The 24,005-nt window shown below is 67.2% G+C and carries 21 protein-coding genes; 7 read left to right on the plus strand and 14 right to left on the minus strand.

Annotation, left to right across the window (positions count from 1 at the left end):
- Positions 1-94, plus strand: a 94-nt coding sequence (locus CEK29_RS00005) for an IS3 family transposase (protein WP_141218280.1), incomplete at its 5' end; no start/stop codon positions are given.
- 136 nt (positions 95-230) lie between these two features.
- On the opposite strand, the gene leuA is transcribed toward CEK29_RS00005, so the two are convergent.
- Positions 231-1,940 (minus strand): 2-isopropylmalate synthase, encoded by a 1,710-nt coding sequence (gene leuA, locus CEK29_RS00010; RefSeq protein WP_094798174.1) that lies wholly within the window; start codon positions 1,938-1,940, stop codon positions 231-233.
- 497 nt (positions 1,941-2,437) lie between these two features.
- Positions 2,438-3,064 (minus strand): hypothetical protein, encoded by a 627-nt coding sequence (locus tag CEK29_RS00015; protein WP_170948357.1) that lies wholly within the window; start codon positions 3,062-3,064, stop codon positions 2,438-2,440.
- A gap of 16 nt (positions 3,065-3,080) precedes the next feature.
- Between CEK29_RS00015 and rpoN the strand changes: the two genes are divergently transcribed.
- Complete coding sequence (gene rpoN, locus CEK29_RS00020) at positions 3,081-4,505, plus strand: RNA polymerase factor sigma-54 (protein WP_440588294.1); 1,425 nt, start codon at positions 3,081-3,083, stop codon at positions 4,503-4,505.
- A gap of 219 nt (positions 4,506-4,724) precedes the next feature.
- Positions 4,725-5,048: a (2Fe-2S)-binding protein gene (locus CEK29_RS00025; RefSeq protein WP_094798176.1), complete on the plus strand. Its 324-nt coding sequence runs from the start codon at positions 4,725-4,727 to the stop codon at positions 5,046-5,048.
- A gap of 163 nt (positions 5,049-5,211) precedes the next feature.
- Here the strand turns inward: CEK29_RS00025 and CEK29_RS00030 are convergent, their stop codons facing one another.
- Entirely contained in the window at positions 5,212-6,078 is an 867-nt protein-coding gene (locus tag CEK29_RS00030; protein WP_094798177.1) for a LysR family transcriptional regulator, read from the minus strand.
- A gap of 140 nt (positions 6,079-6,218) precedes the next feature.
- Here CEK29_RS00030 and CEK29_RS00035 point away from each other — a divergent pair, with 140 nt between their 5' ends.
- Both CEK29_RS00035 and bfr read left to right on the plus strand, forming a co-directional pair.
- Positions 6,219-7,127 carry a DMT family transporter gene (locus CEK29_RS00035; protein WP_094798178.1) on the plus strand — a complete coding sequence of 303 codons (909 nt, stop codon included), beginning with the start codon at positions 6,219-6,221 and terminating at the stop codon, positions 7,125-7,127.
- Positions 7,128-7,494: 367 nt separating this feature from the next.
- Positions 7,495-7,971 (plus strand): bacterioferritin, encoded by a 477-nt coding sequence (gene bfr, locus CEK29_RS00040; RefSeq protein ID WP_094798179.1) that lies wholly within the window; start codon positions 7,495-7,497, stop codon positions 7,969-7,971.
- A 233-nt stretch (positions 7,972-8,204) separates the two neighbouring features.
- Here bfr and CEK29_RS00045 read toward each other — a convergent pair whose 3' ends face one another.
- The 4 genes from CEK29_RS00045 to CEK29_RS00060 are packed head-to-tail and all read right to left on the minus strand — an operon-like array spanning position 8,205 to position 12,758.
- Positions 8,205-8,885, minus strand: a complete 681-nt coding sequence (locus tag CEK29_RS00045; RefSeq protein WP_094798180.1) for a hypothetical protein — start codon at positions 8,883-8,885, stop codon at positions 8,205-8,207.
- A gap of 32 nt (positions 8,886-8,917) precedes the next feature.
- Positions 8,918-10,525 (minus strand): peptide chain release factor 3, encoded by a 1,608-nt coding sequence (locus tag CEK29_RS00050; RefSeq protein WP_094798181.1) that lies wholly within the window; start codon positions 10,523-10,525, stop codon positions 8,918-8,920.
- Between the two features lie 52 nt (positions 10,526-10,577).
- Positions 10,578-11,207 (minus strand): LysE family translocator, encoded by a 630-nt coding sequence (locus CEK29_RS00055; protein ID WP_094798182.1) that lies wholly within the window; start codon positions 11,205-11,207, stop codon positions 10,578-10,580.
- Positions 11,208-11,243: 36 nt separating this feature from the next.
- Entirely contained in the window at positions 11,244-12,758 is a 1,515-nt protein-coding gene (locus CEK29_RS00060) for a DEAD/DEAH box helicase (protein WP_141218281.1), read from the minus strand.
- 393 nt (positions 12,759-13,151) lie between these two features.
- On the opposite strand from CEK29_RS00060, the gene CEK29_RS00065 reads away from it, so the two are divergent.
- Entirely contained in the window at positions 13,152-13,808 is a 657-nt protein-coding gene (locus CEK29_RS00065; RefSeq protein WP_255176059.1) for an N-acetylmuramoyl-L-alanine amidase family protein, read from the plus strand.
- A gap of 9 nt (positions 13,809-13,817) precedes the next feature.
- Here CEK29_RS00065 and CEK29_RS00070 read toward each other — a convergent pair whose 3' ends face one another.
- The 7 genes from CEK29_RS00070 to CEK29_RS00100 form a co-directional block, all read right to left on the minus strand.
- On the minus strand, positions 13,818-15,545 hold the full coding sequence (locus CEK29_RS00070) for a dipeptide ABC transporter ATP-binding protein (protein ID WP_094798184.1): 1,728 nt from the start codon (positions 15,543-15,545) through the stop codon (positions 13,818-13,820).
- A gap of 19 nt (positions 15,546-15,564) precedes the next feature.
- A complete protein-coding gene (locus CEK29_RS00075) occupies positions 15,565-16,509 on the minus strand; it encodes an ABC transporter permease (RefSeq protein ID WP_094798185.1) in 945 nt (314 codons plus the stop codon).
- A 9-nt stretch (positions 16,510-16,518) separates the two neighbouring features.
- Positions 16,519-17,490 carry an ABC transporter permease gene (locus CEK29_RS00080; RefSeq protein WP_094798186.1) on the minus strand — a complete coding sequence of 324 codons (972 nt, stop codon included), beginning with the start codon at positions 17,488-17,490 and terminating at the stop codon, positions 16,519-16,521.
- 71 nt (positions 17,491-17,561) lie between these two features.
- A complete protein-coding gene (locus CEK29_RS00085; RefSeq protein WP_094857019.1) occupies positions 17,562-19,169 on the minus strand; it encodes an ABC transporter substrate-binding protein in 1,608 nt (535 codons plus the stop codon).
- A gap of 347 nt (positions 19,170-19,516) precedes the next feature.
- Positions 19,517-21,016: a GTPase/DUF3482 domain-containing protein gene (locus tag CEK29_RS00090; RefSeq protein WP_094857020.1), complete on the minus strand. Its 1,500-nt coding sequence runs from the start codon at positions 21,014-21,016 to the stop codon at positions 19,517-19,519.
- A complete protein-coding gene (locus CEK29_RS00095; RefSeq protein ID WP_094857021.1) occupies positions 21,009-22,463 on the minus strand; it encodes a DUF2868 domain-containing protein in 1,455 nt (484 codons plus the stop codon). Before CEK29_RS00095 ends, CEK29_RS00090 begins: the two co-directional genes overlap by 8 nt.
- A complete protein-coding gene (locus CEK29_RS00100; protein WP_094798190.1) occupies positions 22,453-22,821 on the minus strand; it encodes a YkvA family protein in 369 nt (122 codons plus the stop codon). Before CEK29_RS00100 ends, CEK29_RS00095 begins: the two co-directional genes overlap by 11 nt.
- A gap of 233 nt (positions 22,822-23,054) precedes the next feature.
- On the opposite strand from CEK29_RS00100, the gene CEK29_RS00105 reads away from it, so the two are divergent.
- Positions 23,055-24,005 (plus strand): hypothetical protein, encoded by a 951-nt coding sequence (locus CEK29_RS00105; protein WP_094857022.1) that lies wholly within the window; start codon positions 23,055-23,057, stop codon positions 24,003-24,005.

Consider the following 24,005-nt stretch of genomic DNA (forward strand, 5'->3'; position numbering starts at 1 on the left):
GCAGTACATCCGTTACTACAATCACGACCGCATCAAGCTCAAGCTAAAAGGCCTGAGCCCGGTGCAATACCGAGCTCAGGCCTTCGGGCTTTAGCTTCTGACCATCCAACTTCTGGGGGTCAGTTCATCCGCCGGGTTTGTCTCTTGGGTGCTGCACCACCGGCCTTGTGGGACGGGGCTTGCCGCTGCCGCGCGCGCGATACGCCGCGCGCGGCCCTCGTGCCAGGTACTCAGGCGGCCTCGGCCTCCTGCGCCACGGGCATTTCGCCCTGGCTGGTGATGTGGCGGTTCACGGCGCTCAGGACAGCCTGGAACGACGCCGTCACGATGTCGCGATCGATGCCCACGCCGAAGCCGGTGGACGAGTCGCCTACGCGCAGCTCCACATAGCTCGCCGCGCGCGTATCCGTGCCGGTGCCGATGGCATGCTCGTGGTAATCCATGATGCGTACCGGTGCGCCCAGCGCGGCCACGAAAGCCGAGATGGCGCCGTCGCCGGTACCCGTGACGATGCGACGCTCGCCGTTGTATTCGAGTTCGGCCTGGATGCTGAAGTGCTTGCCTTCGCCCGCGCTGGGATCGCCGTCGATGCGATGGCGAATCAGCTTCCAGGGCGTGCGCTGGTCCAGGTACTCGGACTTGAAGATCGTGTAGACGTCGGCGCTGTTGACCTCGCGGCCGGTTTCGTCGGTGACGCGCTGGATGGCGCGGCTGAATTCGATCTGCAGACGGCGCGGCAACACCAGGCCGTGCTCTTGTTCGAGCAGGTACGACACGCCGCCCTTGCCCGACTGGCTGTTCACGCGAATCACCGCGTCGTAGCTGCGGCCCAGGTCGGCGGGGTCGATCGGGAGGTACGGCACTTCCCAGACCGCATCGGCCTTCTGCAGCGCGAAGCCCTTCTTGATGGCGTCCTGGTGCGAACCGGAGAACGCCGTGAAGACCAGGTCGCCGGCATAGGGGTGACGCGGGTGCACGGGCAACTGATTGCAGTATTCGGCGCAACGGCGAACTTCGTCGATGTCGGAGAAGTCCAGGCCGGGATGCACGCCCTGCGTGTAGAGGTTGAGCGCGAGCGTGACCAGGTCGACGTTGCCGGTGCGCTCGCCGCTACCGAACAGGCATCCTTCGATGCGGTCGGCGCCCGCCATCACGGCGAACTCGGCGGCGGCCACGGCCGTGCCGCGGTCGTTGTGCGGGTGCACGCTCAGGATGATGCTGTCGCGGCGCTCGAGATTGTTGTGCATCCACTCGATCTGGTCCGCGTACATGTTGGGCGTGGTCGCCTCGATGGTGGCGGGCAGGTTGAGCGTGAGCTTGCGGGTGGGCGTGGCGTCCCATTCGCGGGCCACGGCGTTGGCCACTTCGAGTGCGAACTCGGGTTCGGTGGTCGAGAACACCTCGGGCGAGTACTCGTAGCTCCATTGGGTCTGGGGATGACGCGTCATGTGCTGCTTGATCAGCCGCGTGCCGGTCACGGCGATGTTCTTGATCTCGTCTTTCGACATCGCGAACACCACCTTGCGGAACGCGGGCGCCACGGCGTTGTACAGGTGGATCATGGCCTGCTTGGCGCCGGCTGCCGCGTCGGCGGTGCGCGAGATCAGGTCTTCGCGGGCCTGCGTCAGCACGATGATTTTCACGTCATCGGGAATGCGGTTTTCTTCGATGAGCTTGCGCACGAAGTCGAAGTCGGTCTGCGAGGCGGAGGGGAAACCCACCTCGATCTCCTTGAAGCCGATCTTCACGAGCTGCTCGAAGAAGCGCAGCTTGCGCTCCACGCTCATCGGCTCGATCAAAGCCTGGTTGCCGTCGCGCAGGTCGGTGCTCATCCAGATCGGCGGCTGCTCGATGCGGCGGCTGGGCCAGGTGCGCTCGGAAAAATCACGGGCGAACGGCTTGAACGGTACGTACTTGGTGGCGGGGTTGGCGAGCATCATCGGTACACCTCGGTCGGTATCTTGTGAATCCCGGGAACTTCCCTGCGCGACAGACCAGGATGGCGGTCCGTGTGCGGTGGCCAGGATGGCGGCCGGATTCGGTTTTAACGCGGATTCAAGTGGGTCGGCGTTGCGCTTTTGGGCGCGGCGCGGTCGGAATGCTTGTGTGTGGCGAACACGAGACGAACGTAGAAGGACGAACGTCGGGTTGCCGAGCTACCACTGGGGCACTAGGCCCGGCAACCGATCGGTAGGCGTAGCGATAGCGATAGCGCGCCGGCAGCGGGCACGAAGGCGGCGCGGGCGAGCTGTGCGAGAGGGGCGTGAGCAGGACGCAGGCCGCCGACCGAAGCACGGAAGGCTCCGGTGGTGTGCGCGAAAGAGGTGCGTTGAGCGGCCATAGACGCTAGTCAAACATATTTTTTCGGCCCGTGCAATCCTGTCGTGCCGGATCGGGATACCGGCCTCTGCACTGGGATTGCGGATCGCGGCGACGCTCAGCGATCGGGATCGTCGTTCAGGCGCGGCTCGACATAGCGGCCCGAGGGGCGGACCCGGTCGGCCTCGGGGCGGCCGCGGCTGGCGTCGGCCACGGCGGGGGTATCGAGAATGACGGACTGCTCGGCCACGGCGGCGAGCTTGCCGATGCGGTTATGACGCAGCTCGGTACGGGCGCGCTGCAGGTCGCCGACCGTGAAGGGTTCGTCGCGATCGCCCCAGGTCCAGCGCAGCACGGCGACGGTCTCGTCGCTGAGCTGCGGGCGCAATTGCGCCAGCACGCCGGTGGGCAGCATGCGGGCGCGGGCGGCGGCCATATCGGCCATGAGCCAGGCACGCACCGCGAAGAACACGATCAGCGTCCAGATGCCGACCACGATCCACCAGAAGATCGGGTTGTAGCGGGTCAGCATGTCGACGGCCTGCTGGCCCATCGAATGCAGGCCCTCGAACGACAGATTGCGGCCGAAGGCCAGCAACCAGGAGGCGGCGAGCAGCCAGATCACGACCGCCACGGCGATGACGATCGCCCGGACGGTGAGGCGGGGGGCCGCTAATTTCAGCAAGGTTTGGCCGATCAACCGGCTGTCCTGGCGAATGCGTTCGGGCGAAGTGGGATTCATCATGCAAAATATTGTACCTATGACTCGTCCCGCACTAGAACTGCGTCCTGGTCAGCATCTGACGCTGACCCCCCAACTGCAACAGTCCATCCGGCTGCTGCAGTTGTCGTCGCTCGAGCTCGAGGCGGAGATCTCCCAGGTCCTCGCCGACAATCCGTTGCTTGAACGCGACGAAGACACGAGCGCTCAGGCCGAAAACGCCGATCCGCAACGCGAAGCCAGCGTCGAAAGCGACGATGCGCCCGACACCGAGCTGCGGATCGACGAGATGCCCGGCTCGGGCGGGGTGTATCCCGACGACGACAGCGAGACGCCGCAGCAGGCGCGCGACGACACGCTGCGCGAGCATCTGATCGCACAGCTCGCCCTCACCCGCGCCGCGCCGCGCGACCTGGCGCTGGTGTCGCTGCTGATCGACGAGCTCGATGACAACGGCTATCTGGGCTCGCCGCTCGACGAAATCCTGAGCTGGCTGCCCGCCGAGCTCGAGGTCGACGAAGACGAACTGCGCGCGGCGCTGACACTGCTGCAATCGTTCGACCCCCCCGGTATCGGCGCCCGAGACATGGCCGAATGTCTGCTGTTGCAATTGCGCCACCCCGACCCGGTGCGCCTGCCCGAGGCGGTCAACCCCGCCGTGCTGGCCTGTGCTCGCGAGATCTGCGCGCGCCACCTGGCCCTGCTCGCCACCGGCAACCCCGCCCGGCTGCGGGAGGCGCTCTCGACCGATGACGCGACCCTGCGTGGCGCCCACGCGCTCATCCTGCGGCTCGAGCCGCGTCCCGGCCGCGCCTGGACGGTGCCCGCCGCCGACTACGCCATTCCCGACGTGATCGTGCGCAAGGGGCGTCATGGCTGGCAGGCGGTGCTCAACAGTGCCGTGGTGCCCCGGCTGCAGATCAACGGGCTGTATGCGCAGATGCTGGGCAACCAGCGCGAATCCAGCCATGCGGGCCTGCAGTCGCAGCTGCAGCAGGCGCGCTGGATGATCCGCAACGTGGAGCAGCGCTTCGACACCATCCTGCGCGTGTCGCAGGCCATCGTGGTGCACCAGGACGCGTTCTTCAGCCAGGGGCCGTCGGCCATGCGTCCGCTCATCCTCAAGGACATCGCGAGCGAGCTCGGCCTGCACGAGTCCACCATCTCGCGCGCCACGACCCAGAAGTACATGCTGACGCCGTTCGGCACGCTGGAGCTCAAACGCTTCTTCGGCACGGGGCTGGCCACCGAGAGCGGTGATTCCGCCTCCGCCACCGCCGTGCAGGCCCACATCCGCCAGATGGTCGCCGAAGAAAACCGCGCCAAGCCTCTGTCGGACAGCCAGATCATGGAGCGCCTGGCCGACCGCGGCATCGTGATCGCGCGCCGCACCGTGGCCAAGTACCGCGAAGCGCTGCGCATCGCGCCCGCGGCCGTTCGCAAGGCCCAGGCCTCGGCGCGCTGAGCGGGCCGGGCGGGGCGCGGTTTGGCCCGGATCCCGGGCCAAAAAGTGACGGATTAGACGCCTGCAATGCTGCGCTGCGGGGTAAGCCTGGGGATCGCCGTCCGGGCACGCGCCCCGCACTTTTGTCCCTTATTTCAAAGACATAGCCTCGAAACGCGTTGCAAATATTTCCTGCGGAAAGGCTTGCGTCCGACTGATTTATTTTCGATAATCATTCGCATGTACGTTTGTATCTGCAATGCGGTCACCGAACGCCAGATCCGCGCCTGCGTGGATTCCGGGGCCGCTACTCTGGGCGACTTGCAATTCGAGCTGGGTGTCGCATCCTGCTGCGGACGTTGCGCCTCCACGGCTACGGAATACCTGCCCGGTGGACGCAGCTCCAGCGTGTGCGATGTCCGTTCGCTCGCGGTGCCGGTCAATGCGCCGCCCGCGATGCTCGAGGCCGACGCGCTGGCCGCCAACGCCGGCGTCGATACCGAAGCCGCCGCGGCCAATTCGCCGTTGCGCGCGTTCCCGATCCCGCTGGTCGCCGCCGCCTGATTCCGCGCGCTCGCGGCGGGCCCCGGGCACTCAGGCCCCTCGCTCGCCGACCCCCGAATCCCTGGCCCTCGCCGTCATGCATGCCGCCTGACGCCCGAGGGCCTTTTGCTGCCCGTTCGCCTGTGAGTGGGGTGCGTCGCCAGGCGCCTTGGCCGCGCCGCGCTCAGGCCACCTGACGCAGCGGCGCCCTGCCGGCTCCCTGATTGCAGAATGCCTGGATGCGCGCCGCCAGCCCGTGCGCGGCAGGCCCGGCATCGGGCGCCACGCGCAAGGCCAGCTCGCTCGGGGCGGGCGCCGGCAGGCGCTCGTCGTGGCGCAGTCCGGCGGCCTGACAGCGGGCCTCCAGCAGCGCCACCCCCAGCCCGCCCGCCAGCGCGGCCTGCAGGCCGTGCAGATTGGGGCTTTCGTAGCTGATGCGCCAGCGCAGGCCGGCGGATTCGAGCGCATGGATCGCGCGGTTGCGGTACAGGCAGCCTTGCGGAAACACGACCAGCGGCACGGGGTCGGGTAGAGGCAGCAGCACGCTGGCGTCGCTGCCCAGCCACAGCAGTTGTTCGGGCCAGGCGGCGATGCACGAGCCGCCTTCGGGTTCGCGCTTGTGGAGCACCACATCCAGCTCGCCACGGCTCATCGCGCGGACCAGCGCCACGCTCAGATCGCAGCGGACGGCGAGCCGCGCCTGCGGTTGCGTGCGGGCATAGTCGGCCACGAGCTCGGTGAGCGGCGCCACCGCAAAATCATCCGGAATGCCCAGCCGCACCACCTCCACCCGCTCCTGTCCGCCCACGGCCACCCGCAGCTCGGTCGAGAGCGCCAGCATGCGCCGCGCATAGCCGAGCAGGCGTTCGCCGTCTTCGGTGAGGCGCACCTGCCTGCCTTCGCGCACGAAAAGCGCGCAGCCCAGGTCGGCCTCGAGCTTGCGAATCTGCTGGCTGACGGTGGATTGCGTGCGATGCACGCGTTCGCCGGCACGGGTGAAGCCGCCCGCGTCGACGACGGAGACGAAACTGTGGAGCAGGTCGAGGTCCATGGTGGGGGGGATCACCCATCGATTTTTCAAATACTTTTGATCGGAATAAAGCGTTTGTCAATGGATTAGGGCAGGCACAGAATGCGCCTGACGCCTTGCCCGCCGGGCTGGCCCCCGCGGCAGGTTGCCCGCTTCCCGTCATGAACTCGACCCCGATCTCCGCTCCGACCGCCTCCCCCGACGAGGGCCGCACGGCCTGGGGCATGATCGCGCTGTTCTGTGTGCTGTGGAGCTCGGCGTTCGCGGCGGCCAAGATCGCGCTGCGCGACTGTCCGCCGCTCACGCTGCTGAGCATCCGCTTCGCCATCGCCGGCGTGCTCATGCTGGGCGTGGCCATGCTGACGCGGGCGTGGCGCCTGCCGGGCGCGCGCGACCTGGCGGTGCTGGCCGGTCTCGGTGCGCTCAACAACGGCATTTATCTCGGGTTGAGCTGGAGCGGCATGGCAACGGTGTCGTCGGCCTTCGCGGCCGTGCTGATCAGCACCAATCCCCTTCTCATCGGCATTCTCGCCGGCCCGATGCTGGGAGAGCGCCTGACGATGCGCAAGCTGGCGGGCCTGTGCCTCGGCCTGGTCGGCGTGATGATCGTGCTGCGCTCACGCCTGCAAGGCGGGCACGAAGCGTTGGAAGGCACCCTGATGGTCTGCGGCGGACTGCTGGCGCTGGTGCTGGGCACGCTCTGCTACAAGCGCGCCCGTCCCAGCGCGGATCTCTGGACCGCGACGGGCGTGCAGTCGCTCGCCGGCTGCCTGGTGGTGCTGCCCTTTGCGCTCGCCACGGAGTCGATCGGCGACGCCCATCTCACGCTGTCGCTGGTGCTGAGCATGCTCTATACCATCGTCGCCGTGTCGATGGGCAGCTATTACCTCTGGTTCCGCATTCTGAGCCGCACCAGCGCCACCTCGGCCAGCGCGCTGCATTTTCTGATGCCGCCGTTGGGCTTGTTGTTTGGCTGGGCGATATTGCGCGAGCCGGTATCGTGGATCGATCTGCTGGGCATCGTGCCGATCGCGCTGGGTATCTGGCTTGCCACGCGTGCGCGCACCTGACGTGCAATTGCCTTATTTGTTGGCCTGAGCCAACGCCGCGCGTTTGCCAAAAAAGGGCGCACATATTTGCACTGCGCGGCGTGAGTCTGGAAGCGCTTGCGGCATTATCGGCGCGCGTTTTTCATCAAGCTCATGCCGTAGACCACCACATGGCGTGATTAGGTGTCCAACGCATCCAGCATGCAGACTCATTCTCATTTTCTTATCGCTTTCTTGTTGCGCTCGTAAAACGGTTTACCAAATGCAGAGCAAGGCTAGGCGCGGCCTGCCGGGCAGTGTTAGTCTGCCGGGGTTGCGCATGTCGCAAGCCGCATGCGTAGTGGTACCGCGCGGCCTAGCGCGCGCCAGACCGCATAAGGAGTCCATCATGAAAGGCGATAAAACCGTCATCCAGTATCTCAACAAGCAACTCACCAACGAGTTGACGGCCATCAACCAATACTTCCTGCATGCGCGCATGCTGAATCATTGGGGCCTGAAGAAACTGGGCAAGAAAGAATACGAAGAGTCGATCGGCGAAATGAAGCACGCCGACCGCCTGATCGAGCGCATTTTCATGCTCGATGGTCTGCCCAACCTGCAAGACCTGCACAAGCTGATGATCGGCGAAGACGTGCCCGAGCTGCTCGCCTGTGACCTGAAGCTGGAGCAAGGCGCCCAGCAAACGGTCAAGGACGGCATCGCTCACTGTGAGTCCGTGCGTGACTACGTCTCGCGCGATCTGCTGCAGGACATCCTCGACGACACCGAAGAGCACATCGACTATCTCGAGACCCAGATCGGCCTGATCGATCAGGTCGGCCTGCAAAACTACCTGCAGAGCCAGATGGAAGTCGAAGGCTGATCGCCGCGGGTGCGGCTTCGTTTCGCACCCCGCACCTGTCTTGCCCAAACCCCCGGTCCTCGCGCGAGGCCGGGGGTTTGTGTTTGGCCCACGCCGCACGGCGCGGCGTCATGGTCGCCAAGCTGATCGAAGGTGCCGCCGCGGGGCGACCGCGACCGGCGACTCGCGACCGGTGACCGGCGCGGGCAATAAAAAACCCCGCCGAGGCGGGGTTTGGCGCGATGCCGACGTGCTCAGGGGCGCGACGGGCATTCGGCGATGGTGCCCCAGGCGCGGTTGGGCGCGCAGTATTTATTGCGGGCGTTCCAGGAGCAGCTCGGGCGATCGAAGAAGCCCTGCTTCGCGCACTCGGCCAGTTCCTGGCGCAGCGCGCCCTGCCAGCCGGCTGCGGGAGCCGCGCCGCGGTTGGACACCGACCCCGGCACATTCTGGAGGGCGACCGGCGGATTCTGCTGGACCTGATTGCCGTTGCTGGGAATCTGCGGCACCGGGATGCCGAGCTGATTCTGCGATTGCACATCCAGCGTGGTGACGTCGGACGCACCGGACGGCAGCGGCACATCGGAATTGGCCGCGATCTCGCGCGCGCGATCCATCGAAATGGTGTCGCGCGAAATCTGCACGTTGGGATCGCTGTTCGAGTCGAACAGCGACACCGTGTTGACCTGCCATTCACGCGGCGGACCCTGTTCGGGCACGCCGAGCGTGCCGTCGACACGCGGCTGCGGTGGTTGCGCGGTATAGGGCCTGCCGTTGGCATCGAGGACAGGCTGCTGCGAGCCATCGCCGTCCTGGCCAGGGGCCGGGGCGGCCACAGGGGCGTGCGCCACCAGCCAGTCACCAAGTTGCAGGCCGCCCCAGGCGGCTGCGCCCAGAGCGATCAAAAGCGTTGCGATCAATAAACGCCAGGACATTGCTACCCTCTTCACTTCACGGTACGACCGGGTCAGGCCTTGTCTCCGAATACCTTACCGCCATGCTCGCGCATGGCGTGGAACTTCACATCCGGATACAGCTCTTCAGCGACCCGCAATTGCGCGGGCGACCCGATCAGGAATGCCGCGGCATCGACCACATCATAGGCGATATGGGCAGCATTGGCATCCATGAACTTACGCAGCGCGCGGGGATCTTCGGAGGTGATCCAGCGCGCCATGGTGTAGCGCGAAGGCATCATGCGCGCCTCCACGCCGTATTCGGTTTTGAGGCGATGCGCGACCACTTCGAACTGCAGTTGGCCCACCGCGCCGAGCAGCAGCGAACCGCCGGCGGCCTCGGGTCGGAAGACCTGAATCGCGCCTTCTTCGCCCAGCTGGGTCAGGCCGATGCGCAGCTGTTTGGTGCGCAGCGGATCCTTCACTTCGACGGCCTGGAACAGCTCGGGCGCGAAGAACGGCAGACCCGTGAAATGCAGGCTCTCGCCTTCCGTCAGCACGTCGCCCAGTTGCAGGACGCCGTGGTTGGGAATGCCGATCACGTCGCCGGCATAGGCCTCGTCGAGCAGCTCGCGCCGCTGCGACAGGAACGACACCACGTTGTTGGGACGGGTTTCTTTGTTGGTGCGCACGACCTTCAGGCGCATGCCGCGTTCGAAGCGGCCCGAACTCACGCGCACGAACGCCACGCGGTCGCGGTGCGCCGGGTCCATATTGGCCTGCACCTTGAAGACCAGGCCCGTGAACTTGGGCTCTTCGGGCTTGACCTCGCGCTCCATGGCCATGCGCGCGCCGGGCGGCGGCGCCAGCTCGACCAGCGCGTCCAGGACTTCCTGGACGCCGAAGTTGTTGATGGCCGAGCCGAAGAAAACCGGCGTCTGCCTGCCCGCGAGGAAGGCCTCGTGGTCGAAGGCCGGCGCGGCTTCGTTGATCAGCTCGATCTCGCCCGAGGCTTGTTCGAACGACGAGCCGAAGCGCTCGGCGATCGCCGGATTGCTCAGCCCTTCGATGAATTCGTCGTCGTCGTTGCGGCGCTCCTGACCGGCGCGGAACAGGCGCATGCGGTCGCGGCGGATGTCGAACACGCCGCCAAACGCCTTGCCCATGCCCACCGGCCACGAGAACGGCACCGCGTCCATGCCCAGATGCGCTTCGATCTCGGAGAGCAGTTCGAGCGGCTCGCGCACTTCACGGTCCATCTTGTTGATGAACGTGATGATGGGCGTGTTACGCGCCCGACAGACCTGCAGCAGGCGAATGGTCTGCGGCTCGACGCCGTTCGCGGCGTCGATCACCATCAGCGCCGCGTCGACGGCCGTGAGCACGCGATAGGTGTCTTCGGAGAAGTCCTGGTGACCCGGCGTGTCGAGCAGGTTGATGACGCAGTCGCGATATTCCATCTGCATCACCGACGAGGCCACCGAAATGCCGCGCTGCTTTTCGATCTCCATCCAGTCGGACGAGGCGTGGCGCGACGCCTTGCGCGCCTTGACGCTGCCGGCGATCTGGATCGCGCCTGCGAACAGCAGGAGCTTTTCGGTCAGCGTGGTCTTGCCCGCGTCCGGGTGGGAGATGATGGCGAAGGTACGTCGCCGCGCGACTTCGTTGGGTATGGTCATGGTCGAAGGATTGTACAGAGGCGCACACCGCGCCCCGGCGTGCGATGCAGGCTCAGGAATGGCGCCGGAACGTCGCGAGGAACACGCCGGCCAGGATGAACAGCGAGCCGAACACGCGATTCATCCAGCGGATGTGGCGCGCCTCGCGCAGCATGCGCAGCACCTTGGCCGCGAGCAGCGTGTACACGCCCATCGCGACCAGATCGGTGAACGCCAGGGTGCCGGCGAGCGTCACGTATTGCATGCTCAGCGGTTGCGCCGGATCCACGAACTGCGGCACCACGGCCAGCAGAAACACCGTGCCCTTGGGGTTCATGGTGTTGATCAGGAAACCGCGCATGACGAGCTCGCGGATCGACGCGCGCTGCGGATCGCCCGCATCGACGGCCACCGGGGCGGCGTCGGTGCGGATCTGGCGCCAGCCCAGATAGATCAGGTACGCCACGCCAAGATACTTGACGAGCGTGAAGGCCAGCTCGGAGGTGGCGAGCACGGCACCGAGGCCGACCGCCACGATCAGGAACTGGAACAGGATGCCCAGAATGAGGCCGGCCGTGTTCCAGTAACCGCGCGCAAAACCGTACTTCAATCCGGACGACATGGCCGAGATGGCCCCGGCCCCGGGCGAAAACGAGATCGCCCAGGAGGCGACGAAAAAGGTCAGCCAGGTGGATAGCGTCATGATGATCTCTGGTCTTGCGCGGTCGCGGTCGGGTCCTTACTTGCCGAGCAGCACGCCGCCGCGGCCGTTGCCGCTGGGCGCACGGCCACCGCGGGGCGCGGCCGGACGGCTGCGCGCGGCGTCGTTGCCACCGGCAGCGTGGCGCGGCGCCGAGGCGCGGCCACCGTCGCCGCGCGGCGCGGCACCCGAGGCGTCGTTGCGGCGTTCGCCGCCCTGACCGGCCGGACGGCCCGCGGGCTTGGCGCCCTGGCGCGGTTGCGCCGGGCGGCCTTCGCCACGTGCGGGGGCGCTGCTGCGCTGCCCCCGGCCGCCGTCGCGGCCACCGCGGCCACCAGGGCGGCCACGGCCGAAGCCGCGCTCTTCGTCTTCCTCGTCGCGCTCGCGCTCGGCCGAGACGCCCACGGGCGGGACCCAGCCTTCGACGGTCTTGCGCTCGATGGTCTTCTTGATCAGGCGTTCGATGGCCTTGAGCAGTTTGACTTCGCTCTCATCGACCAGCGAGACCGCCGCGCCGGTGGCGCCGGCACGGCCGGTACGGCCGATACGGTGCACGTAATCTTCGGGCACGTTGGGCAGTTCGAAGTTGACGACTTGCGGCAGTTGATCGATGTCCAGGCCCCGCGCGGCGATGTCGGTGGCGACCAGCACGGTGACGGTGCTGTCCTTGAAGCCGGCCAGCGCGCGCGTGCGGGCCGATTGGCTCTTGTTGCCGTGGATCGCGGCGGCGGTCAGGCCGTCCTTGACGAGCTTTTCGGCCAGGCGATTGGCGCCGTGCTTGGTACGCGTGAACACCAGTACCTGGTGCCAGCCGCTTTCGCGGATCAGGTGGCTGACCAGGTCGCGCTTGTGATGCTGGGCGACCATGTGCACGGTCTGCGTCACGAGTTCGGTCGCGGTGTTGCGCGGGGTGACCGAGACTTCGCCCGGGTTCTTGAGCACGCCGTGCGCCAGCGCACGGATCTCGTCGGAGAACGTGGCCGAGAACAGCAGGTTCTGGCGCGTCTTGGGCAGCAGCGCGAGGACCTTGCGGATATCGCGGATGAAGCCCATGTCGAGCATGCGGTCGGCTTCGTCGAGCACGAGGATCTCGACGCCCGACAGATCGACCGTCTTCTGGCCCGCGTGATCGAGCAGGCGGCCGGGGGTGGCGACCAGGATGTCGAGCGGCTTGCGCAGCGCGGAGATCTGGGGATTGATGTTCACACCGCCGAACATGACCATCGAGGTCAGGTTGGTGTGCTTGCCGTACACCTGGACCGACTCGGCCACCTGGGCGGTCAGTTCGCGGGTGGGCGTGAGAATGAGGCAGCGCGGGCGTCCCGGCTTGCGCAGCTCGGGCTTGCTTGTGGACAGCAGATGCAGGATCGGCAGCGTGAAGCCAGCCGTTTTGCCGGTGCCGGTCTGGGCGGCGGCCAACAGGTCGCCTCCCTGCAGCACCAGCGGAATCGCCTGAGCCTGGATCGGGGTGGGTGCGGTATAGCCCGTGTCGGCGATTGCGCGCAAAAGCGAATCAGCCAGCCCGAGGTCGGCGAAAGTGGAAGAGGTAGTCAAAAAACAACTCCAGCGGCAGCCTGTCGCTCAAGTTGAGTGACTCCAATCCAGGCAACGTGTGAGGAGATAAAGGGATGAGCCGGCGGTTGTGCCGGACGGGGCGGCGTGCGCCCCGAATGACGTGTGCCGATTGGCACTGCACACGGGCTGGAATTGTAGCTGAAGGCCAGCCGCCTGCTGCACTGCAGCGGCCATAGTTGTAACCATGCAAGACAGCCCGCCCGCTCGGGCGGCCAAACGCGCGATTCCGGCATTTGCCGCGGGCCTCCCCGTGGGCGAGAATCCCGCGCAGCCGGCGTGGTCGCGCGCCGCCCCTTTTCGCCTTCCGAGGATGCTCCGTTGTTTCCTTCGTTGAACCGTACGTCGGCACGCCGTGCAGCCTGCGCGGCCTGGCTGGTCCTTCTGAGTGCATTCGTCCAGCCCGCGCTGGCGGCTCACATCGTGGTCGACACGGGGCACACCCCGAAGCGGCCCGGCGCGACCGGCGCCAGTGGCCGGGTCGAGTATCTCTACAACCTCGACCTGAGCGATGCCGTGGCGCGCGACTTGAAGGCGCTGGGCGCCACCGTGACGCGTGTGGCGGCCGACGGCAAGGAGATCGCGCTCACCCAACGCGCGACCCGCACGCCCGGCGCGGATTTCTTCGTGTCGATCCATCACGACTCGATGCAGCAGCACTATATCGACGCGGGGCGGCAGCGCGAGTTCGCCGGCTTCGCGCTGTTCGTGTCGGAGAAGAATCCGCGCTATGAGCAAAGCCTGGCCTGCGCCCGCGCGATCGGCGAACAGCTGCTGGCCGCCGGCGAGAAGCCGTCGGAGTATCACGCCGAGCCGATCGAGGGAGAGAATCGGCCGTTCGTCGACCGGCGCCTGGGGATCCACCGCTACGATGGGCTCGCGGTGCTGCGCACGGCGCCGATGGCGGCCGTGCTCGTGGAGGCCGGCGTGATCGTCAATCCCGACGAAGAGGTGCGGTTGGCGCGGCCCGACACGATCGCGCAGCTGGCGCAGGCCATCGCGCAGGGAACGCAGGCCTGCCAGAAGCCGTGAAGAACGCGCTCAAGCCTCGACTTCGAGCCCGGCCTGCGACATCGCCTGCAGTTTAGGCATCAGGCCCAGCAGGTGCTGGCTGTAGGGGTGCCGGGGGGACTCGAACAGCGTCTCGGTGTCGGCCACCTCGAGCAGCTCGCCATGCCGCATCACGCCGACGCGATCGCACATCTGGCGGATCACGGGCAGGTCATGGCTGATGAACAGCATGGTGAGGCTCAGCTGCTCCTGCAGGTCTTTCAGCAGATTCAGGATCTGCGCCTGGATCGAGACATCGAGCGCCGAGGTCGGCTCGTCGCAGATCAGAAAGCGGGGGCGCGTGGCGAGTGCGCGTGCGATGCAGATGCGCTGGCGCTGCCCGCCCGAGAATTCATGCGGATAACGCAGCGCCGCCTGCGCGCCCAGGCCCACGACGTCGAGCAGATCGGCCACGATGCGGCGCGCCTCGTCTTCGCTGGCGGCCAGGCGGTGAAAGCGGATCGGCTCCGCCACGATGTCGAGCACGCGCATGCGCGGATTCAATGACGAATACGGATCCTGGAACACCATCTGGATCTGGCGCCGGAACGCGTTGAGCTTGCGCTCGTCTTTCAGGCCGGTGAGCTCGGTGCCGGCGAAGCGCACCACGCCCGAGGTGGGCGTGTAGAGGCCACTGATGAGGCGCGCGACCGTGGACTTGCCCGAGCCCGATTCGCCTACGAGGCCGAAGACTTCGCCTTCGCCGATATCGAGGTCGAGCTGTTTGACGGCGTCGAGCGTGCGCCGGTTGCGCGGCAGCAGCGCGGGCCTGAGCACGAAGCGCATGCCGAGCTGCCGCACTTGTACCAGCGGCCCGTCGTGCTGCTGACCGAAGTCGCGGCGCTGTCCGAGCCAGTGGGTCGCGAGATCGAGCTCGACGCGCGCATGGCGCACGTCTTCGATGTAGGTCACCAGCGGAAAGCGCCGCAGTTTCACGTCGGGCCGGGGCACGGCCGAGATCAGGCTGCGGGTGTAGGGATGGTCGGGGTCGCCCAGGATCTTGCGTGTGGGCCCCTGCTCGACCAGCTTGCCGCGATACAGCACCGCCACGCGATCGGTGATGTCCGCAATCACCCCCATATCGTGCGTGATGATGATCATGCCGACCTGCTTCTCTTTGCAGAGCTTGCGCAGCAGCGCCAGGATCTGCGCCTGAATCGACACGTCGAGCGCCGTGGTGGGCTCGTCGGCGATGATCACCTCCGGCTCGCAGCACAAGGCCAGCGCGATCACCACGCGCTGGCGCATGCCTCCCGAAAACTGGTGCGGATACTGCTTCACGCGCAGCTCGGGCTGATCGATACCCACCTGGATCAGCAGCTCGACGGCGCGGGCGCGCGCCTGCTCCACGGTGAGGTCCAGATGCACCCGCATGGTTTCGACGAGCTGGCTCTCCACCGTCTGCAGGGGGTCGAGCGAGGTCAGCGGGTCCTGGAAGATCATGCCGATCCGCCGGCCCCGCACCTTGCGTTGCTCGGCGGGCTTGAGCGTGTCGATGCGCTGGCCGTCGAGGTTGACCTCGCCGCCCGTCACGCGGCCGGGCGCTTCGAGCAGGCCGATCACGGCATTGCCGATGGTGGATTTGCCGGCACCCGATTCGCCCACGATGCCGAGGATCTCGCCCTTTTCGAGCGAGAGCGAGACGTCGTCGATCGCCACCAGCGTGCCGCGGCGGCTCGGGAACTCGATGCGGATATGGTCGATGTCGAGCAAGGCCATGTGTTGTTCCTGAGGCGCCCTAGCGCAGCTTGGGGTTGAGCGCGTCGCGCAGCCAGTCGCCCAGCAGATTGACCGACAGCACCAGCATCACGAGCGCGATGCCGGGGAAGATCGAGATCCACCACATGCCGGAGAAGAGATAGCTGTTGCCGATGCGGATCAGCGTACCGAGCGACGGCGCCGTCGGCGGAACCCCCACGCCCAGGAACGAGAGCGTGGCCTCGGTGATGATGGCGACAGCGAGATGGATGGTGGCGATCACCAGCACCGGTCCCATGACGTTGGGCAGGATGTGCCGGCGCAGGATGGTGAACGGGCGGATGCCGATCAGGCGGGCGGCCTGGACATATTCTTTGTTGCGCTCGACCAGCGTCGAGCCGCGCACCGTGCGTGCGTACTGCACCCAACCCGAAATGCCGATGGCGAACACCAGCACGTAAATGGCGAGATCGTTGTGCATGTCGCGCGGCAGCAGACCGCGGGCCACGCCGTCGATCAGCAGCGCGACCAGGATGGCCGGGAACGACAGCTGCACGTCGGCCACGCGCATGATGAAACTATCGACGCGCCCGCCCGCGTAGCCGCTGATGAGGCCGAGCGTGACGCCCAGCACCATCGAGAACAGCACCGAGGCGAAACCCACCAGCAGCGACACGCGCGAGCCGTAGAGGATGGCCGACAGCACGTCGCGCCCCTGGTCGTCGGTGCCGAGCAGGAAGCTCGCGCTGCCCTCTTCGGCCCAGGCGGGCGGTGTGTTGGCGTCCATGATGTTGAGCGACGCGAGATCGAACGGATTGTGCGGCGCCACGAGCGGCGCGCACACGGCGCCCAGCACGATCAACAGGGTGATGGCCGCCGAGATGATCGCGCTGGGTGATTGCTTGAAGCTGTGCCAGACGTCGCTGTCGGCGGCACGGGTCAGCCAGGCGCTCAGCCGCGACGGAGCGGCGATGGGTGTGGTCATGGCCTGTCCTTATTTGCTTTGCACGCGCAGGCGCGGATCGACGACGAAATACAGCAGATCGACGATGAGATTGATCACCACGAAGAAGAAGGCGATCAACACCAGATAGGCCGCCATGACGGGGATGTCGACCATGCTGATGGCCTGAATGAAGAGCAGGCCCATGCCCGGCCACTGGAACACCGTTTCGGTGATGATCGCGAACGCGATGATGGAGCCCAGCTGCAAGCCGGTGATGGTGATCACCGGCACCATGGTGTTCTTCAGCGCGTGGCGCACGTTGATGAGGCGTTCGGGCAGGCCGCGCGCGCGGGCGAACTTGATGAAGTCGGTGCGCAGCACCTCCAGCATCTCGGCCCGCACGAGCCGCATGATGAGCGTCATCTGGAACAGGGCGAGCGTGATGGCGGGCAGGATCAGCGCGGCGAGCCCGGAGGTCGTGAGCAGGCCGGTCGTCCAGCCACCGATCGATAGCACGTCGCCGCGGCCGAAGCTCGGCAGCCAGCGCAGTTGGACGCTGAACACAAGGATCAACAGAATGCCGATCAGGAAGGTCGGCAGCGAAATGCCGGCCAGCGACAGGGCCATGAAGGCCTTGGACAGCACGCCGTGGCGTCGCAGCGCGGTGTAGATGCCCATCGGAATGCCGAAGGCGAGCGCCATGACGGCCGACACGAAGGAGAGCTCGAGCGTCGCGGGCAGCCGCTCTTCGATCAGATCCGATACCGGCCGTCGATGGCGATACGAGATGCCGAAGTCGCCCTGCGCGGCATTGGCGACGAAGCGCGCGTATTGCACGACGAACGGATCGTTCAGGCCGAGTTGCTCGCGCAGCTCGGCGCGCTGCGCATCGGTGGTGTCCTGGCCCACCATACTGGCGACCGGATCCCCGACATAGCGGAACATCGAAAAGGCGATCAACGCGACCGCCAGCATGACCAACAGCGACTGGAACAGGCGCCGCGCAATGAAACCTAGCATCTATGGGGCCCTGAAAGTTGGAACGACCACCGCCGTGGCCGGCGCGCAGGCGCGCCAGCCACGGAACGGCGTCAAGGCATCACCACGCTGCGCAGATCCAGCACGTCGTCGGGCCGCTGGATCAGCTGGATGCCGTCCTTGACGCCCCACGACATCGGCTGCTGGTGCAGCGGCAGGTAGCCCCAGTCCTTGCGGACGAGTTCGAAGGCTTCCTTGATCATGGCATTGCGCTTGGCCTGGTCGGTTTCGGTGCCGACCTTGGTCGTGAGCTCGTCGACCTGCTTGTTGCAGTAGCCGCCGAGGTTGAACTGCCCCGCCGCGGTCTTGGAATCGCGGCAGGCGGCCAGGTTGAGCAGCGCGTTGTGCGCGTCGATCGAGCTCGGTGTCCAGCCCAGCATGTACATGCTGGTCTGATTGCCGGCCTGCAGCAGGATCTTGCCGAAGTACTTGGACTTGGTCTGCGCCAACAGGTTGATCTTGATCCCCACGCGCGCCAGCATGCCGGCCACGGCCTGGCACACCTTTTCGTCGTTCACGTAGCGATCGTTCGGGCAATCGAGCGTCACGGTGAAGCCCTTGGGATAGCCGGCATCGGCAAGCAGCTTCTTGGCGCGTTCGACGTCGGGCTTGAACGGGGTGCCGTAGGAGTCGTCGTAGCCGTTGATGGCGGTGGCCACCAGCGAGCCCAGCGGCTTGGCCGCGCCGCGCATGATCTTGTCGTTGATCGCCTTGGTGTCCACGGCCAGCACGACGGCCTCGCGCACGCGCACATCCTTGAACGGGTTCTTGCCCTTCACGTCGGAGAAGAGCAGTTCGTCGCGGGATTGGTCCATGCCGATGAAGATGGCACGGGCCTCGGGCGCGGTCAGCGGCTTCACGCCGGGCGCGTCATCGAGGCGCTTCCAGTCCTGCACCGGCACCGGCTGCACGATGTCCATCTCGCCGGAGATCAGCGCGGCCACGCGGGTGGCTTCCTGCGTGATCGGCTGGAACACGACCTCGGTGACATTGCTCTTGATGTTCTTGTTCCAGTACCCGTCGTAGCGCTTGAGCACGGTCTTCACGTCGGGCTGGCGCTCGGTCAGCATGAACGGGCCGGTGCCGTTGGCGTGCAGGTTGGCGTAGTTGCCCTGGTTGTCGCCCTTGACGTTGGTGGCTTCGGTGGTCTTGTTCTTCTCGGCCCAGGCCTTGCTCATGATGTAGAGGAAGGTCCACTCGCGCGGCAGGATCGGATTGGGCGTGGGCGTGATCACCTCGATCGTGTGGTCGTCGACCTTGCGGATCTCGGAGGCCTTGGCGCCGTAGCCCTTCATGTCGGAGCCCGGCGTGAGGCTGCGCTTCCAGGAGAAGATCACATCGTCGGCGGTGAAGGGCGAGCCGTCGTGGAACGTGACGCCCTTGCGCAGCTTGAACACCCACTTGGTGGGCTCCGGATTTTCCCAGCTCTCGGCCAGCAGCGGCACCAGCTTGAGGTTGCCGTCGTAGCCCGCCAGCGTTTCGTAGATGTTGCCCTGGAAGCCGAGCGTGAACGTCTCGTTCAGCGCCATCGGATCCATCGAGGTGGCATCGCCCTGGTATGACCAGCGCAGCGTCTTGGCCTCGGCCGTGAATGCCACGCCCGCGCAGGCGCACATGGCCACGGCGAGCGCCGTCTGCTTCAGATTGAGTTTGATACGCATAGCCCTTGAACTCCATGGCGCCGCGGTCTGCGGCTGAATTGAAAGACAGGCCCCGGCGGCGCGACGGCGCGGCCGGGCAAGGCGTACAGCTAGGGAGCAGGAAAGAAAAGGCGGGGGACGGGCAGCCAGGCGCCGGGCACGCCGCGGCAGGCGTCGCACGGGAAGACGCTCGCGGCGAGGCGAGCGGCGCGCCGCGTAAGGGCGTGCATGAATGATGCGCTGGACTTCGACAACACGATAGACCAACCCCTTGAGACGCGAAGGATCCGTTGTCCTTCGGTATGTAGGCGCATCTTATCGATGCGCTCGTTTAAGCGTCAATCGTTTTGGATTGGGGTTATCACGGGTTAGCGGGACGACGTGCCGCGTGCTTCATCCTGCATGAGCAGGCCGGCCAGCGCGGCGACGCATTGCTTGCGCCGTTCGTCATCGTCATGCCCCTGCGCCAACGCCGACCACTCGGGGCGGCTGCGCGCTTCTTTGAGCGGCGCGGGCAAGGGTGCGCGGCGCCAGTCGTCGTCGGTGGTGGCCTCGCCCGCCGTGTGGGCCTGCAATTGCAGCGGCGCACGCGCCGCGTGGCCACGGCGTTCGAGCGCCGCGATGAGCTGGCGCGCGCGCAGCGCGAGCAGACGCAGCACGGGATCGTCGACGCTGAGTTCGCGGTAGCCGCGCACCTTGCCTGCCAGGCGCCGGCCATAGCGTTCGACGCCTTGCCACAGGCCGCCCGCGGCGGCGCCGATCAGGGTGCCGGTGCCCAGGCTCAGGCCGGCCGACAGCAGATCGACCGCTGCACCCGCCATGGCGCCGGCGGCCGCGCCCATGCTGACCTGCACGCCCATGCTTTTGAGCGCTTGCGGGTGAAAGAGATCCAGCCCGAAGCGTTCGCCGCTGAGCGGGAGTTCGTCGGCGTGGTAATCGTCGGCGCGGAAGTTGTAGAGCGCGAGCAGTGCCGTCACGCAGGCCTGCTCGCGTTCGCGCACGCGGTCGCGCAGTTGCGCGGCGGTGGCGGCCAGGGTGGCGTCGTCGTTGGCGCTCGTGAGGTGCAGCGCGGCCACGTCCACCAGCAGTTCAGCGGCAAGCCGATACGCCGTGTCGCGCCGTGCCTGGCGGCCTTGCGCGAGTTGTTCGGCCAGGCGTTGCAGCATCGGCCCGTGCCGATCCAGCAGGACCGCGAGCCGCGCGTAGAGCTGCTGCTCGCCGTCGAGCGCGGGTGCCACGGTATCGAACTCGAGCACCGCATGCAGGCCCAGCCGCGCCATCGCATCGCGCCAGGCCTGTGCCCGATGTGCCGGCGCGTTGACGAAGTTCAGCACCGGCAGCAGCGGGCGGCCACAGGCGGCCAGCAGTGCGAGTTCGTCGCGATGCTTGGCGAGCACCGGGTCGCGCGCATCGATCACGTACAGCGCGGCGTCGCAGTCGAGCAGCTTGGCCAACACCCGGGCCTCTTGTTCGAAGCGGCGATGCGCTTCGGGCGAAGCCAGAAAGCGCCGGATCCGCGCCGGGCCATCGAGCCGCTCGCGGGTGGCCTGCTCGGACGCCGTCGACGGATCCTGCGTGGCGTGAGCCGCGCCGTCGTCCTGCGCTGTCGGGCGCGTCGATCCGGGTGCGGGCGCGGCAAGCTGCTCCACATACTCGAGCAACGCGATGCTGTCTTCCATGCCGGGCGTGTCGAACCACTCGAGCGCGCCACCTCCGGTCACGCTGAGGCGCGCGCCCTCGACATGCCGGGTCGTGCCGGGCTGATCGGCGACCTCGCCGAATCGGGGGTCGCGCGTGAGCGTACGCAGCAGGGAGGTCTTGCCGGTGTTGGTGTGGCCGACCACGGCGATACGCAGGGTGTCAGTCATGGCCCGTCTCCAGCCAGCGGATCGCGGCCTCGGTGTGCTGATGCAATGCCTGTTCCGGCAGCCCGGCCGCGTCGAGGCGCTCCTGCCATTGCCGGCGCCGCGTCTGCAACAGCTCCCGCGCTTCGTCGGTGGCGGGCGAGACCAGCAGGACGCGGGTCTGGCCGGCGTGCGCGGAGAGCGCGGCGATCAGCGCAAGCGTGCCTCGGTCGGGCGTCTGCCGGACATCGCAGGCCAGCAGCAGCCGCGGCGCGGGCGTCGTGGCCAGCGCGTCGAGGAGCGCATTGCGCTGTTCACGGTCATCGAGCATGCCGGCGTCGTAATGCGCGGCCTCGTTGGCGCTTGCGAGCGCGGGAGGCCAGGCGATGTCGTCCGGCAGCTCGAGCGCCGCGAGCACCGGGCGCTGGCCCAGGTCGGGCAGGCTTTGCCGCACGGTGACGCGAGGCGAATGCAGGGGATCCGCCGGGCGATCGATGCCGGTGTGCTGCGCCGGCGGCTCCAGCCGGTCGCGCAGGGCCGCGTAGCCGGGCAGATCCGGGTCGATGCGCAGCCGCGCCGCGCGGCGCAGGCACATGCCCAGGCAGAGCGCGGCGGCGAGCAGGCGCGGCAGCACGCCATAGCAGACCACCATGCCGATCAGCCAGATGGACCATTGCGTCTGCGCGATCGCGGGCAAGGCGGTGGTGCCGTCGCTCGCGGCCACGAACGCCGGGTCGGGCAAGGCGAAGCCCAGGGCCGCCGGAAACCAGCCGAGCAGCGCCGTGAGCTGCACGAAGGCCTGCGGATCGAGCAAGGTGGTGGCCCAGACGAAGCGATAGCTCTGCGTCGACAGGATCGTGAGCAGCGTGGCGAGCGCGGCCAGCATGGCGGCCAGCCACAGCAGATGGCTCACGGCGCCGAACAGCCACCGCAGCACGCCCGCGCGGCCGAGCAGGTTGAGCAGCGCTTGGGGAATCAAGGCGGCATCCGGACCGCGCGCGACGCGGCGCGTGGCCCACATCCAGATCCGGCCCAGGCCGGTCGCGCCCTTGGGCAAGGGCAGCAGCATGCCGACCAGCCACAGCAGGAACATGATGCCGTGCAGGCCCAGCAGGGCGCCCAGCGCCCACAGCACGTTGACCGGGCGGCTGCCGTCGCCGAGCGCGCCGGCAGCGGTGGCCGCGCCTGCGCCCAGCACGAGCAATGTCAGCACCAGAAATGCGAGCGACGCCGATTGGCGCCAGCGGGCCAGCAGCGTGTCCAGCCCTTCCCGGCGGCCCAGCAGCGCGGCGCGCGTCAGGATCCGGTCGGACAGCGTGGGCGCCTTGCGCGCCACCCGCACGGCGCTGGCGTCTTCGAGCGGGCCCCAGTGTTCTTCGCGCAGCCGGATGGCTTCGGCCAGCCAATAGTGGCCGAGGGTCGGGCGCGTGGTGCGATCGGAGGCGGCGGGCGCCGCGGCGTCAGCCGGCACGATGGTCGGATTCCGCCGGACCGAACCATGCCGCGAGGCGCTCGCGGGCCTGTTGCTTGACGCTGTCGTCGATGGTGAAGGCCACGGTGGCGAGCGCCGCCGTCATCACGCTCAGATCGTCGGTGTAACCAATGAGCGGCGCGAGATCGGGAATCGCGTCCAGCGGCAGAATGAAGTAGCCGAGCGCGCCATAGATCACGCGGCGTGCCCACTTGGGCGTGGCGGGGTTCTGCAGCGCGTAGTAGAGCCACAGGGATTTTTCGAGTGCCTGCCGGCCCGCCTTGGTGGCGTGACCGCCAAGCTTGCGCCAGAAGCGCTGCTCGGAATAGGCGTTTTCGTAGCTTGCGTCCAGTGCCATGTCGTCTCCCGGTGAGATAAGAGGTCGCGTCCACGCGGCGCGCCGGGGGATATTCCATTGTAGGGCAAGGCCCGGTCCCGAACGGCACGGGTACGCGTCGGCGCGGCGGGCGATCGCGGCGTGCCGACGGCGCGCGTCCGGTGGCGTCCGTATAAGATTCCGGGTCTTCCGACCTGGCCCGGGCCCTTCCGGCCGGACCGCTTTCTCACCCCATACGAGACTCGCCCATCACAATGACCGTTACCGTCGACCGCGGTTCCCAGGATCTGCCTCGCGCGCTCGCGTTTGCCTGCGCGCTGGCGAGCGTGTTGTTCATCGGGCTGAACAACACGGTGTACCTGCGTCATGCGCTGCCGCCCGTCGACACGGTGCGTGCGCTGGCCTCCGCGCCGGGGTCGATCGTGCTGTCGGCGATCATCGTGTGGTGGACGGCGCATCGCTGGCTGGCCGCGCGCGGCTATCCCCCCATCGCCGCGGCCGTGGCGCTGCCCGTGTTCCTGGTCTTTCAGGTGCTCGCGATCATTCTGATGGCGTTGGCGGCGACGTTCGTGTTTTACACGGTCGATGCGGTGACGGCGATGTTGCGCGTGGTAGCGCTGCAGGGCGCGCTATCCCAGGTCGGTTGGTTCATCGTGATCTCCAAGCTGCAGGACTTGCTGCTGACGTGTGGGCTCGGCTGGCTGGCCACGCGTGCCACCCTCTTCCTGAGCGTGCGGCGCGCCGCGGTGCGCGCCCCGCTGCCCTGGAGACTGGATCGCGGCACGATCATCGCCGTGGCCGTGGGCACGCTGTACTTCTGGGAGACCTTCCTGGACGCGATGAACTTCGCCAACCTCGGCCTGCTCGATCAGACGCTGGCCGCCGCGATCCTCGACATGGTCGTGCAGCCGCTCATCTCCGCAGGCGTTGCCGCGCTCATCCTGCGCAAGCTGGTGCCGTTTGCCACGCGCGGCCTGACGGTGGGCAGCGCCTTCGGTCTGGGCAGTGCGATCGCGTGGCTGCTGTCAGGCAGCCTGGTGCTGCTGTTGGCGGCCGCGCTCTGGCTGTTGCCGGTCGGAGGTTCGCTGCAGGTGATCGGGCTGGTCCTGGCCAATCCGTGGCCGATGACGATCGTCTATGCGGCGTTGATGGGGCTGGCGACGCTGGGGCTGGGCATTCTGTTTCTCAAGCCCCGGCGGGTCTGA

Source organism: Bordetella genomosp. 5 (assembly GCF_002261475.1).
Taxonomy (GTDB): Bacteria; Pseudomonadota; Gammaproteobacteria; order Burkholderiales; family Burkholderiaceae_B; genus Bordetella.